This is a genomic window from Bacillus sp. JJ1533 (assembly GCF_036965045.1).
GTDB lineage: Bacteria > Bacillota > Bacilli > Bacillales > Bacillaceae_L > Ferdinandcohnia.
Genome location: NZ_JBALOV010000026.1, coordinates 72,738 through 87,579, shown reverse-complemented (window position 1 = coordinate 87,579; position 14,842 = coordinate 72,738). Strand labels below are relative to the sequence as shown.

The following is a 14,842-nucleotide window of genomic DNA, read 5'->3' as shown; positions in this document are numbered from 1 at the left end:
GGTTAAGGGTCCTCTCCTTAATATAACCAAACCTTCATTAATGAAATGAGTTGATCCGGATTAATCGGTTTGACAATGTAATCTGATGCCCCTACTTCCATACATTTCTCGCGGTCTTCCTTCATGGCTTTCGCAGTTAAAGCGATAACTGGGAGCGAAGTGAATTCTAAATGGGCTCTAATCCTTTTAATTGCCTCATAGCCGTCCATTTCAGGCATCATGATGTCCATTAATACCAGGTCAATATCAGGTTGTTGCTGCAATAATTCTATTCCCTCAATCCCATTTTCTGCAAAGACCACATTCATTCCGTACATCTCAAGGATATTTGAAATCGCATATACATTTCGTACATCATCATCGACAAGAAGAATTTTCTTTCCATGCAGGCTAGTTTGCTCACCAATGGCATTCGCTGAAATCATCTCCATATCATCCTTCTTTGAATCTTGATGATCAAGTAGCAATGAAATCTCTTCCTTCAATCTCATCGGAGAATGTTCATCCTTAATGATAATTTGATGAACATACTTATTTAAATGGTGTTCCTCTTTTGATGATAGATCACGTCCTGTATAGACTAACACTTTAACATCTTCATGATGATGGGAATTCTTTATTTTTGCTAATAGATCAAAGCCATTCGTATCCCGTAACCCTAAATCTAAAATGATGAAGTCAAAGGAACTGACCTTTAATTCCTCAATTGCTTCAAAGCCTGATGAAACAGCCTTGATGATGATATCCATATCCCCTATATATTCCATTAGAGCAATCCGTTGTAACGGATCATCGTCAATAAGTAAGAGTCTTTTGATCTGGCTATGTTCATCAATAACTGGAACTTCTTGTTCAACTATTTTTGTTTTTTCCCTTTTAGGCAATCGTTCAATTATTTGCTCATATGATGCAGCAGCCTCTTTAATGGCCTCTTGTTGCTCCGTACCAAGCTGGTACTCACCAACAATAAATGTAAAGGTGCTTCCCTTTCCTTCTTCACTTTGTAAAATAATTTCTCCACCTAAAAGAGATGCAATTTCCCTGCTTATCGATAAGCCCAAGCCAGTTCCTCCATATTTTCGACTAGTTGTACCATCTGCTTGCTGGAATGCTTCAAAAATAAGTCCCTGTTTCTCAGCTGGAATTCCGATACCACTATCAATCACAGAAAAGGCAAGATAAGGTTTTTCATTGACTTTTTGATAGCTGGAAATTTCCAATTTAACTTCTCCGACGCTAGTGAACTTAAAGGCATTTGATAAGAGATTTCTTAATACCTGTTGCACTTTTTGTTCATCACTATAAAGATAGGAAGGAACACCTTTCTTCACGTCAACCGTAAACTTCAGACCCTTTTCATTTGCGACTGGTCGATAACCTTTTTCTGCAAAATCAGCTAAATCCTCAATTACGACTTGACTTGGATTTACTTCCATTTTTCCGGATTCAATCTTTGCTAAGTCCAATATATCATTAATCAGAGCAAGTAAATCGTTACCAGCAGAGTAGATTGTACTTGAATATTCGACCTGTTTTGAGGATAAATTTCCATCAGGGTTATCGGTTAATAGCTTTGATAAAATAAGAAGGCTATTTAACGGTGTTCTTAGCTCATGAGACATATTTGCAAGGAACTCAGACTTATATTTCGAACTTAATGCAAGTTGTTTTGCTTTTTCCTCTAGTTCCGCTCTGGCAGCCTCAACTTCTCTGTTCGTTTGTTCAAATCTCTTATTTTGATCGGCTAAGCTCTTTGCCTTTTCTTCTAAATCTGCATTTGTTTGTTCTAGCTCTTCTTGTTGAACTTGCAGCTTTTCCTCTGATTGACGAAGGGCCTGTGTTTGTTCCTCAAGTTCTTCATTGGTTGCCCTTAGTTCCTCTTGTTGTGTCTGAAGTTCTTCAGATTGTGCTTGAACTTCCTCCATCAAGGTTTGTGATTCCTCTAGTGAAGTTGCGAGTCTAATTCTTCCCATTACACTTTCAATGATAATGCCCAGACTATTCATCAATTCCTCAAGGAAATTTTGTTGAGTATCACTAAATAATTTGAAAGAAGCAATTTCGACAATTGCCTTTACATCCCCCTCAAAAACAATCGGTAAAACGTATATATTTAGAGGTGATGCTTCACCTAACCCTGAGCTTACTCGTACATAATCAGACGGGACATCTGTTAAGATAATCGGAGATTTTTCGAGTGCTGCCTGGCCAATCAATCCCTCCCCTGCACGAATCCTATTTGTTAGATTCTTTCGTTCCTTAAAGGCATAGGAGGCAAGCAGTTTATAATTTTCTGTATCATCTTCAGCGACTTCCAAATTCTTAACATAAAATACAGCATGGCTTGATTCTACTAACGGTACTGTCTTAGATAGAAAAGTCTGTGCTAACGTCTCTAAGTCGTTTATACCTGTTAAGCTTGTCGTGATCTCTGCAATATTTGATTTTGCCCAGGTTAACTCTTGTTCTTTTTTCATTTGTTCTTCTAATGAATCTGTCATTATATTAAAAGCACTTGCCACTTCATCAATCTCATCATTGGCAATCACTTCTACCTTTGTATTCAGGGCAGAACTACCATTTGCTACTTGTTTCATCACTGCTGAGACTTTATTTAACTTAGAAGAAAGTGTCCACACACTCTTTGAAAGAAGGCTCATGATTAAAATGACACTACTAATTAAGATAAGGGCACTTATTATGAGTTCACGTTTAAAATCTGAAACAATAGTATCTAGTGACGATTTCTGTGTAGCCTCTAAAGAATCTGTTATATCTGTAAGAATGGTAAAAAATTCTTCATGAATCTGGACTGAACTCTCATCAATTAACTGGAGAGCTTCTTCCTTATTCCCCGCATTCACCAGATTGATTAACTCGTTTTGATACACATTAAAGTCAGCATTTGTATCTTTAAGCTTCTTAATTAAGTCCTTTTGTTCTTCGGTGTCTGCCTTATCCTCAATTGATGCAATATTTGTTAAAATTGTTTGATCCAATTCCTGTAATTTTGCTATTTCTTCTTGAACTGTTTTCTTGTCATTAAATAGAACCAGATTTCGTAATCGAATGCCCTCATCCTTAATTCCACGATGAATTTCCTCTGCTAGAATCGTTAATTCATAGTTCGATTGCAAAGTAGAATTCATTTTATTGAGACTTGAGATTTGAGACAATCCAATCGCGATAAGAACAATTAGAAGAATTGGTAATGTACTTAGCCCTAATAATAATTTTGTTCTAATTTTCATTAATGGGCTCCTTTCTGTGTAACGATTATTTACTAGTCTGTGGCTCTCCAATCTCAAAGCATGTTTGGTAAACTAAAGCTATTGCTTGAACACGATCAGTCACATTTAGTTTTTGAAAGATTTTTGTTATATGATTTTTTACAGTATGCTCGCTAATAAATAATTTTTCAGAGATTTCTTTATTGGTTAACCCTGATAAAAGGAGCTCAAACACATCCATTTCTCTTGTTGTAATCGAAAAGGTTTCCTTTGTGATATGGATTGCAGAACTGATCATTTTTGGATTTTGAATGGCACCTAGCTCACCGAGTTCCTCAATTGGAGGTAGGTCATGATGTTGAGTAGTGTTTTTAATTTCTAGATTACTATCCATTTTTTCATTGTGAGTGGATAGAAACTCTTCGAATTTATCAATAACTAATGGAGGGCTTAATAGATACCCTTGCATCTCTTCACATTTAAGTTTCCGTAACAGTGCCATCTGCTGCTCTGACTCTACCCCTTCAGCAATAACCGTCATATTCAAATTATGGGCTAGTGTTATGATTGCCTCTGTTAACACTGTATCATTAGGTGAATCACCTGTGATCTCATCAATAAATGTTTTATCAATCTTTAAAGCATGAATGGGGAATCGTCTTAAATAGCTAAGCGACGAATAACCTGTCCCAAAGTCATCAATACTTACCTTTACTCCCATGTCATTTAATTGATTGAGTGTTTTTGATACAACAGTTTCATTACCTAAGAGGACTGATTCTGTAATTTCAATTTCAATTAACTTAGGACTTACATCATATTGTACTAAAATCTGGTTCATTTTTTCGACTAAGTCCTTTTGGAGAAAGTGCTGTGCTGAGAAATTAATGGCTATCCTTCTCGGTGTTAACCCCATCTCTGCCCAAGCCCTTAATTGCTTGCAAACGGTTAGAAGAACCCACTCACCTAATTCAATGATTTGCCCTGATTCTTCAGCCAATGGGATAAATTCACCTGGAAAAAGTTTCCCCCATCTTGGATGCTCCCAACGTAACAAAGCCTCCGCACTCTTAATTTTACCTGTTTCTAATTCCATACGTGGTTGATAAACAAGCGAAAGTTCATTTCGTTCAACCGCTTTACGTAAATCGTTTTGCATGATAAACGTCCGATATGATTGAAGATTCATTCCGGAGTGATACAGTTTATAATTATTTTTTCCTTGTTCTTTTGCACGGAACAGAGCGGTACCCGCGTTCTTAATAAGATTTACCACGTCTTCTCCATCATAAGGAAAGATACTTAATCCAATGCTTGCCGTAAAAAACAATTCATAGTGGTCAATGTACAAGGGTTCATTAAAGGCATGATGAATATTTGTCGCAATTTCAAGTGTTTGCTCACGATCCGTATGAGGTAAAATGATAGAGAATTCATCTCCTCCAAATCTTGCAACAAAGTCTCCACTCCTTACCGTCCGATTTAATCGCTTAGCAATCTCTTGAAGTACCCGGTCTCCCGTATTAAAGTCAAGCGAATCGTTTACATACTTGAAGTAGTCGATGTCTAAAACAATAACACCTATTGCTTGATTCATTTTTTTTGCTTCGGTTACACGGGAGGCTAATTCATCTTGGAACATTCTGCGATTAGGCAAACCCGTTAAATAATCATGTAAGGCAACATATTCAATTTCACTATTTTTTTTAGATAATAATTCTGTTTGCTTCATTAACTGTTTTTTTATTGAATAAATTTCTACAAAGCCATCTACCTTTGCCTTTAATATAATGGGATCAACAGGTTTTAGGATATAATCAATGGCCCCAACAGAATATCCTTTAAAAATATGATCCGAGTCCATATTATTAGCTGTGATGAATAAAATTGGAATATTTTTTGTTTTCTCACGCGCTTTGATTATTTTGGCAGTTTCAATTCCATCGATTCCTGGCATTTGAACATCCAATAAAATGACAGCAAATTCGTATTTTAATAGATACTTTAAAGCTTCTTCTCCTGAATAGGCTTTAATAAGATTGTAATTATCTTTTTCAATAATGGCTTCTAAAGCTAAGAGATTCTCTGGGCGATCATCCACTAAGAGAATATTTATTTTTTCCACCGTTGACATTCCCACACCCCAAATAAACAAATTTTCGACATATTCTATAATAGAATATCACACTTGGAAGGTTGGGTGGATTTTAATATAAGTGTAAAATAGACTATATTTTTTTCCATTTCAACAAAAAAGAGAGAGCATCCCCTTTTTTACTCTTGCGGGGTTGCTCTTTTTAAATAGCAAATTTTCTCTTCCTTTACAAAATCACAGTTTGGAACAAATGGGTTATTTCTTAATTGGAGAGAAAAATAATTTAAAAACTTTACAAGTTCATCTCTTTGACTCTCCTCCATATTAAATTTAATACCATATTGGAATACTCCTTTTACTTCTTCCTTCCAAACAACATGACCATTTAAAGTCATCATCTCATCCATGATCTTTGTCTTGAATTGATACGAGATATCCGGTCGTACTGGTAAGTGAATGGTTGATAGAAATCTTAATCCACCTGGGCCGATGTCTTCAATTAAAATTTCCGTATTTCCTAATTCAACTTTATTTCCAAGTATCGTAGTGAGTGTCATTTGTGAACTTATTGGGAATAAAAGATTAATTCGATAATAACGTCTTCTGTTCGGAAATTTTGATGTGTCGCTGTTAAAGCTTGGTTTCAAAATCATTTTCTTTAATAAACCTTGAAAAGTCTCCTCTGGTACCGGTTTGCTAAAGATATACCCTTGAATTTCTTGGCATTCCTGCTGTCTCAAAAAAGTTAACTGCTCAATTGTTTCTACACCTTCTGCTACAACATTCATTTTTAAACCTTTCGCCATAAAAATAAGTGATTTAATAATGGTTTCGACATTATCTGTTTTTGCAATATGTTTCGTAAAAGATTGGTCAATCTTGATTGTATCAATTGGATAATCCTTTAAATATGTGATAGAAGAATATCCTGTTCCAAAATCATCTAAAGCTATTTTAATCCCTAGACTCTTAATAAATTGTAGAGCTAATTTTACGGTTTCTTCATGCTTAATCATGGTCGTTTCCGTAATTTCAAATTCGATTAATGATGGATCCATTTCGCTACTTTCCAATGTAGTGATTAAATTTGATTTCCAATCGCTTTTTAGGAATCGCTGTGCCGATATATTAACGGAAATTGGCACCACTTCATAGTTTTGTTGTTTCCATTGGTTTAGACTATTGCATACTTCCCTTAAAACCCAGTCCCCAATTTCATTAATATATCCTGTTTCTTCGGCAAGCGGAATAAATTCGAGTGGGGATACAAGTCCCCACACAGGATGCTCCCATCGTACCAATGCTTCCGCACTTACTATTTTACCTGTACTGGAATCTACTCTTGGTTGAAAATAGACAACTAATTGGTTCTTCTCAATCGCTTTTCTTAAATCCCTTTCAAGATAAAACTGCTTGAAGGAATTGATGCTTAATGAGGAAGAATAAATATGATACGTATTTTTACCACTTGACTTTGCTCGATATAAAGCCGCATCCGCATTTTTAACTAACTCCTCTATTGTTTTCCCGTTTTCAGGATAAGTACTTATGCCGACACTCGTGGTGATGAGTAATTCAAAATCTTCAATATAAAATGGTACGTCAAGGCAATCAATGATTAATTTTGCAACAGCAATCGGGTAATCTGACTCTTGATAATCCCAGATTATAACGCCAAACTCATCACCGCCAAGCCTAGCAAATAAAGAATTTTTGTTTAATAACATGTTCACCCTTTGCCCAAACTCATAAAGTAATTTGTCCCCAATGTGGTGTCCAAGTGATTCATTAATATTCCGGAAGCGATCTAAATCAAGATATAAGATGGAGAAGTGATTTCTATCGTTATTCGAAACGCTAATTAATTCTTTCACTTTCTCTTCAAAAAGGATGCGGTTCGGCAGTTTGGTTAAATAATCATGGAAAGCTAAATATTGAATTCTCTTTTCATATTCTTTTTGTTCAGTGATATTTGAAACGATTCCATTAAGTCTTACGATATTATGGCTATCATCATAGACTGGTAATACTTGTTCATGAACCCATACTATTTCGCCATTTCGATGAATGATACGATATTGATGATTGAAATTCTGCCCCTCTTGTATATTTAAATGCCGCTGTTGGAAAGCCGAAAAATCATCTGGATGGATGAGAGAATCCCAGGATAGACGATTAGAAAAATGAGAAGGTAAATACCCTGTAATTGATTCGGTCCCTTTTGATACCAACTCATATTGGGCTTTTTTCATATCGTAAGACCAGATGCCTACATCTAAATTATCAAAAATATGTTCTATTAATTTTTCATTTTCTTTGAGCTTTAGCTCTGCAGTTTTTCTTTTAGTGATATCTTGAACAGTTCCTATGAATCGAACAGGATTCTTTTCTTCGTCTAAAATGACATCTGCTTGATTATATACATGAATAATTGACCCATTCTTACGAAGGATTCTAAATTCAGAACTAAAACTTCTTTTATCTTTAATTGCTGAAAGCACAGCTTTTTTAAACTTTTCCCGGTCTTCCGGATGGGCGAGCTCTGAAATTCCGCCAAATGTTGGAACAAATTGTTCCACGTCCTCTATTCCGTATAGCACATACATCTGATTTGACCAATAGGCCTCATCTTCAATAATGTCATAGTCATAACTGCCGATTGCACCCACTTTTTGCGCTAATTCAAGGCTGCCTTTGATTTTCTTCAATTCTCTCTCATGTTGAACATATGTTGTTATATCTTTCGCTACTGCATAAATGTTTGTCGTTTCGCCATTGTTATTTTTAATAGGTATTAAAGTAACATCAATATCGATTTTTTCCCCATTTGCATGTGTTACTCCAGTTTGATAATTTTGTACTTTTCCCTGTAGAGCAAGTTGGTGATGTTTTTTTCGTTTGTATTTATTAGTTCCGTGTAAATATTGTTGTAATTTACTAGGTAATTCCTTTTCCTTGTATCCAAATGTTTTTAGTACTGACGGGTTAAAATGCAATAAATTCACATTTACATCAAAGGCTAAAACGGCTTGGGGATGATTATCGATCAGTGCTTTTAATAAATATTCATTATCCTCCATCTCATATTTTGCTGTTTTAGGTAAAAATGTATCATCATTTGAAAACCTTGTTAGCTGTTTGAAAAAAGATAGTCCTGCCATTGTTATCCCCCTTATAAGAATGACTCATCTTTCTATAATGAAAAAGCGTTTCCCTCTACAGATTTGGATGTATAGTGATTCTCGTCTGACTTTTTAAATATTTATCCTGTTACCTATTTTGCTGGAAATTGTCGTAAAAAAGTATCACCTTCCATTCTTATTCATATAGGAAGGTGTTCTTATTTTATTGTAGGAAGGTATTCCTACTCGCCTAAGAGCAAAAAAATACTACTGACTTTTAGTAGTTTCGGGGGTAACTAAAAGTTCTGCCCGTAATAACTTTTAAAGACAAAAAAACACGCTGCGTATAAACAGCGTGTCTAACTATCTTATTCATTTGCGACTTTATCAAGAGCACCGGGCATCTTGTAAACAGCAAGTTTTTCAACTAATTTATTGCTTTCTGTATTTAAGCCTTTGATATTTACCTTTATCCCATTTTGATGATATTTAATGACGACCTTATCAATCGCCCCTACCGCAGAGTCATCCCAAAGATGGGCATTTGATAAATCTAGATCAATTTCCTTTACATCTTCCTTGAAATCAAAGCTAGTTACAAAATCGGTAACAGAAGCAAAGAACAGTTGTCCTGAGACATTGTATACTTTCTTTTGCGAATCCTGTGCTGAAAGACTTGTAACTTTTACTTTTGAAATTTTAGAAGCAAAGAAAATGGCACTTAAGATAACTCCAGCTAAAACCCCTTTGGAAAGGTCATTTGTTTGTAAAACGGTGATTACCGTTACAATCATAACAATCGTGTCTGTGATTGGAACCTTATGAAGGGTGCGTAATGAAGACCAGTCAAACGTTCCGATACAAACCATGAACATGACTCCAACAAGGGCTGCCATTGGAATTAGGACTAAGAAATCTTTTAATACTAAGATTAAGACCATCAAAAACGTTCCGGCAACAAACGCAGAAAGTCTTCCGCGTCCACCTGATTTAACGTTAATGACAGACTGTCCAATCATCGCACAACCTGCCATTCCACCAAAGAAACCTGAGACAATGTTCGCAATCCCTTGTCCACGTGCTTCTTTATTTTTATCACTTTCAGTATCAGTCATATCGTCGACAATTGAAGCTGTTAATAGCGATTCAACTAAGCCAACAATTGCAATCGATAAAGAATATGGAAAAATAATTTTCAACGTTTCAAAATTTAACGGGATATCAGGAAGTAAAAAGGTTGGTAAAGTTGACGGGAGTTCACCCATATCCCCAATCGTACGCACTCCACTATTTGTCATGACGGCGATAATCGTCATCACAATAATTGCAATTAATGGCGATGGAACAACCTTTGTAAAACGTGGGAAAATATAAATAATCGCCAAAGCTCCTGCTACCATTGCATACATTACCCATGATTCACCTGCAAAATGCGGCAACTGGGCCGCAAAAATTAGAATCGCAAGTGAGTTTACAAATCCCGTCATTACAGAGCGTGGAACAAATTTCATGAGTCTTCCAAGCTTTAACACACCCATGATTATTTGGATAACCCCCGTTAAAATCGTGGCAGCCAGTAAATATTGAAGACCGTGATCAGCAACCAATGTGACCATTAACAAGGCAGTTGCACCTGTTGCTGCAGAAATCATCCCAGGTCTTCCCCCAACAAATGCGATTGTAACCGCAATACAGAAAGATGCATACAACCCAATCATTGGGTCAACCCCTGCAATTAGTGAAAAGGCAATTGCCTCCGGAATAAGCGCAAGTGCAACAACAATACCTGCAAGAATATCTCCACGTACATTGCCAAACCATTCAGTTTTAAATGTTGATAAATCCAATTGAGCACCTCTTTCTACCTTTTTTTAGATGTTGTCTATCTATTTTTTGACTTTCAACTCTCATGAAAGTCGGGTCCGTCTTGAACAAATCATAGTATAGCGGATTGTCGCTGTTCTGTGAAATCACAGTGTAAACGCAATCACCCCTTTTTATCTTCCCAATCCTTCGCTTTTCTTTAACTTTCACTAAGGAATAATAAAAAACATAAATCTTTAATGGTAGTTTTTAGACAATCTAAACAAAACAAAAAGCAGCTAGTGCTTTTCAAAGAAAAGACTACCTGCTCATTTTATTTGACAATTAACACTGGACAATTGGCCCTCTTAGCCACTTTATGACTAACACTTCCGAGGACAAACTCTTGCAAGACATTGAGTCCTCTACTCCCAATGATAATAAGGTCAAACTTATTTTTATTCGCATAACTAACGATAGTAGGGCCCGGCTCACCGTGGAGAAAGATAAGTTCATAAGCAATCCCGGAATTCCTTATTCGTTTTTCTATATCCTTTAAACGAAATCTGCGACTGTCACCAATATCGGGAGCATTCCAATTCTCTAACACATCGGATTTCACCTTATTCGGATCGACAACATAGACAATCTCAATTTTTGCATATGGATTGGCATTGGAAATCATAATTGCATGATCTGCAGCACGTTTGGAATGCTCCGATCCATCTGCTGCTAGTAAGATTTTATTGTACAAAACTACCTCCCCAAAAAGCCTAGTTATTATCTTCTGTAAAAGACACTTGATTTCCTTTTTTACATCTATTTAATTTTTAAAATCAGTATTATTTCGTTAACTCTAAAATCTGTTTATATGCATTTTGGGTAAGCTGAGGGTCTGGGTCTTGATGTTGCTTTTTTGGAACATCAAAATTCGTTAGTACAAAATGATGCTTTGCTTCAAGATCATGTCTTGCCAAAATATGTTTACAGCACGCTAAATGACAACCATCGATCGCTATGATATCACGTCCTGATTTTGCTGTTTTTACAAGTGGTTTTACATCTCCTCCCACACCTGCAATACAAGACATTTCAGCTACATTTTCACGGTCCATTTTTATGGCAATCGTGTTCGCCGTTTGTGCAGCCGATGAACAACCTGAGCATGAGTACACTAAAGGTAAATTCTTTGCTTCCACTACATTCCCCTCCAATGATATTTGAAATCCATTTTAGTTTAATTTTCATATAAAGTCTGTGAAGAACGTCACCTTTTTGGAGAGCGATTTTACAAATTAAACTTTTCCAATAGGTCCCAGGTCTTAGAAGAAGTTAATGCTACGGCTCAATGCCTTGAAGGTTCACTTTTCCTACAATGATGATGAGGTATAACAATTGGGAAAAGAGGTAAAATTATGAAAGTAATGTAAAAGTGTTAATTTTTTGTCAATTCAGTTAAACCCTTCAAATCAATTTATGTTTTTATGAAATTTACTATTTTAAAGAGGTGACTGACCAGTGTCGTTTATAACAAAATGGGCATTTAGCAATAAGCCTGCGGTTGCATTAATGACCCTATTAATTTTAGTAATGGGTATAGTTAGTTATTTTAGGCTCCCAATGGAGTTTTTACCTGAAGCTGATAATCCACAGGTAACGATTATTGCAATGGGTCCAGGTACAGATTCCAAAACAATGGAAACAGAAGTGACCATTCCTGTGGAGAGAGCGGTAAATGGTGTAAATGGAAAAACTTCTGTTTATTCCACAACAGGGGATGGATTTTCGAAAACTGATCTATTTTTTGAAGCTGGCTCTGATATGAAGCAAGCAAAGCAAGATGTGCAAGATGCACTTAACAACGTCGCTCTGCCATCTAACATATCAAAGCCAACTGTTACACAGCTTAATACTTCGATGATTCCGATTGTAAACATTGCTGTTACGTTTGAAGATGGAATGACCGCAGAAAATATAGCATTTGCACGGGAAAAACTCCAGCCCATATACCAAGATATTAAAGGTGTCTCAAGTGCTGATTTGTATGGAATTACAGACTCAATCGTATCCGTAAAAATTGATAATGAAAAGTTATCAGAAAAACAAGTTTCACTTCAGGCCGTTATGGGTGTTCTTCAAGGTCAAAATACTGCCTTAAGTATTGGAGAAAAAACGATTGATGGAAAATCAAGCAATATTAAGGTAGTTGGTAACGTAACGAGTTTGGAAAAACTGAAAGGTTTACTTGTAGCTCCAGATGTTACGCTAGGAGATATCTCAACGATTGAAAAAACAAATAATGCAAACTTCATAAGTCGTTTTAACGGGAAAGATAGTTTAGATATTAGCATCACGAAAGACAGCCAATCAAATGCAGTAACAGTCAGCAAAGAAGTGGAAAAGGTGACAAAGGAAATTAATGAAAAGTATGATCAGCAGGAGTCCGTAGTGTATGTTTCATCTGCTGATATGGTGGAAACGTCGGTGCTAACAATGATGAAGGAAGTCCTTCTTGGAGCTTTATTCGCCACAATCGTCATCATGATTTTTCTGCGTAATATCAGAACGACTTTTATTACAATTGTTTCGATCCCACTTTCTCTCTGTTTCACATTATTCCTACTGTCATGGTCTGGAATTACATTGAATATTTTAACTTTAGGTGGTGTAGCGGTTGCCGTTGGGCGTCTTGTAGATGACAGTATTGTTGTCATTGAGAACATTTTCCGAAAAATGCAAACCGAGAAATTCTCTGTCCAAATGGTAATTGATGCTACAAAACAAGTAGGAGTAGCCATTACTTCCTCAACGCTAACAACCGTAGCAGTTTTCTTGCCGATGAGTTTGTTAAATGGTGGACTTCAAGAATTTCTATTACCATTCGCATTAACGGTAACTTATTCGTTACTCGCTTCCTTACTTGTTGCATTAACAGTTGTACCAGTCATGAGCGCTGGGCTATTGAAGAATACTAAGCTTCCTAAACATAAACCAGCTATTCGTTTTCCAAAAATGGTCACGTGGTCATTAAATCATAAATGGATTGTTTTCACAGTTTCATTTTTATTGTTTGCTGGTTCTATCGGGACATACTTTGCCATTCCTAAAGGTGCTGTCGACAACTCGTCCGCCGACTATGTTGTTGCCACTTTAAGTTTTCCAAATGATACACCCATTGCAGAGGTGAAGGAAAAAACAATTGAGCTCGAATCATCGATTCGAAAAATAGATGACGTTAAATATATGTTTTCTCAAGTTGGCTCTTCCGCTGAAGCTGCACAATTCGGTCATGTCGGCTCACCTACAGAAGCAAGCTTTAGCATTTTCTTAAAAGATAAAGAAAACACAGATAAAGTGATAAAAGAAGTTGAAAAGAAAAAGGATTTATATCCTGAAGCTCAGTTTGACGTATTCGCATCTTCATTTATGATGGGAGGGGCTAGTACCACGATCACTATCGATGTGATTGGAGAGGACGTGTCAGATCTTGAAACAGTCGCAAACACGACTAAAGAAAAAGTTGAAAACATCGATGGTGTTGAAGAGGTAACAACAAACCAAGATGAAAAGAAAACTGTGTATTCCTTGAACGTTGATCCTTTGAAAGGAAATACAGAACAAATTGCAGGCCAACTTGGTGTGATGCTCAATCAAACCCCGATTGGAACAGTTACATTGGATGATAAACAAACACCCGTTGTGTTAGAGCCTGTTATCGACACTAAGACACCGGATGACTTAAAAAATATTCCAGTCTTAACAGAAGGCGGTCTTGTACCAGTTTCATCGATTGCTTCCTTACAAAGTGAAGAACGTTCAACAAACCAATTTCATAAAGATGGAGAAACCTATCTTCGTGTCACAGCTGCTGTAGACCCTGCAAAACTGTCTGAAATATCGAGCAAGGTAAATCTTGAAATATTTGGAGATAACAAGGATCTGGAAGGAATGAAGCTACCAAATAATGTAGAAGTTCTTGTTGGAGGAGCAAGCGCCCAACAGACAGAAGACTTTACAGATTTATTTCTCATCATGCTTGTTTCAATTGGGATTGTATTTTTAATTATGGTGATCACATTTAAATCCATTAAGGCACCTATTGCCATTCTTTTCTCACTTCCATTAGCTGCAATTGGTGCTATATTAGGAATTGTTATTAGTGGAATATCTGTTGATATAACAGCTCTATTAGGGGCACTGATGCTTATAGGAATTGTCGTAACAAATGCGATAGTTCTTCTTGATCGAGTTAAACAAAATGAACAAAAAATGACGATTCGAGATGCACTCATAGAAGCAACAGCTACTAGAATGAGGCCGATTTTTATGACGGCGATTGCCACAATTTGTGCGATGCTCCCGCTTTTATTGAAAGAATCTGAAACCGGAAGCTTAGTTTCACAAAGTCTCGCCATCGTAGTTATAGGTGGCTTAGCCATGGCAACCCTTCTGACACTAATCGTCATCCCTTGTATCTATGAGCTACTTTATTTTAAAAAATCTAAAAAACAACGAACAATTCAATCAACTGAACAAGATTTATCCTTATCTTAAATCATTAACAGTCCTCTTTGCATGAAAATGCAAAAGGA

At 36.3% G+C, this 14,842-nt stretch carries 7 protein-coding genes; 1 reads left to right on the top strand and 6 read right to left on the bottom strand.

Going from position 1 to position 14,842, the window contains the following annotated elements:
* Positions 1–17 precede the first annotated feature (17 nt).
* From V7138_RS13680 to V7138_RS13655, 6 genes are all read right to left on the bottom strand, one after another.
* Positions 18–3,251 (bottom strand): response regulator, encoded by a 3,234-nt coding sequence (locus V7138_RS13680; RefSeq protein ID WP_335398225.1) that lies wholly within the window; start codon positions 3,249–3,251, stop codon positions 18–20.
* A 25-nt stretch (positions 3,252–3,276) separates the two neighbouring features.
* Positions 3,277–5,364 carry an EAL domain-containing protein gene (locus V7138_RS13675; RefSeq protein ID WP_335398223.1) on the bottom strand — a complete coding sequence of 696 codons (2,088 nt, stop codon included), beginning with the start codon at positions 5,362–5,364 and terminating at the stop codon, positions 3,277–3,279.
* Between the two features lie 140 nt (positions 5,365–5,504).
* Positions 5,505–8,486 carry an EAL domain-containing protein gene (locus tag V7138_RS13670; protein ID WP_335398221.1) on the bottom strand — a complete coding sequence of 994 codons (2,982 nt, stop codon included), beginning with the start codon at positions 8,484–8,486 and terminating at the stop codon, positions 5,505–5,507.
* A 329-nt stretch (positions 8,487–8,815) separates the two neighbouring features.
* Positions 8,816–10,294 carry a SulP family inorganic anion transporter gene (locus tag V7138_RS13665; RefSeq protein WP_335398219.1) on the bottom strand — a complete coding sequence of 493 codons (1,479 nt, stop codon included), beginning with the start codon at positions 10,292–10,294 and terminating at the stop codon, positions 8,816–8,818.
* A gap of 290 nt (positions 10,295–10,584) precedes the next feature.
* Positions 10,585–11,004 (bottom strand): universal stress protein, encoded by a 420-nt coding sequence (locus V7138_RS13660; protein ID WP_335398218.1) that lies wholly within the window; start codon positions 11,002–11,004, stop codon positions 10,585–10,587.
* A gap of 88 nt (positions 11,005–11,092) precedes the next feature.
* The gene (locus tag V7138_RS13655; RefSeq protein ID WP_335398216.1) at positions 11,093–11,449 is read right to left on the bottom strand and encodes a putative zinc-binding protein; all 357 of its coding nucleotides are present in this window, start codon (positions 11,447–11,449) and stop codon (positions 11,093–11,095) included.
* A 319-nt stretch (positions 11,450–11,768) separates the two neighbouring features.
* On the opposite strand from V7138_RS13655, the gene V7138_RS13650 reads away from it, so the two are divergent.
* Entirely contained in the window at positions 11,769–14,804 is a 3,036-nt protein-coding gene (locus V7138_RS13650; RefSeq protein WP_335398214.1) for an efflux RND transporter permease subunit, read from the top strand.
* Positions 14,805–14,842 lie beyond the last annotated feature (38 nt).

What these genes read in the sequence shown, in the direction of transcription:
- V7138_RS13680 (WP_335398225.1), bottom strand. Translation starts at nt 3,251, where the DNA reads ATGAAAATTAGAACAAAATTATTATTAGGGCTAAGTACATTACCAATT.
- V7138_RS13675 (WP_335398223.1), bottom strand. Translation starts at nt 5,364, where the DNA reads ATGTCAACGGTGGAAAAAATAAATATTCTCTTAGTGGATGATCGCCCA.
- V7138_RS13670 (WP_335398221.1), bottom strand. Translation starts at nt 8,486, where the DNA reads ATGGCAGGACTATCTTTTTTCAAACAGCTAACAAGGTTTTCAAATGAT.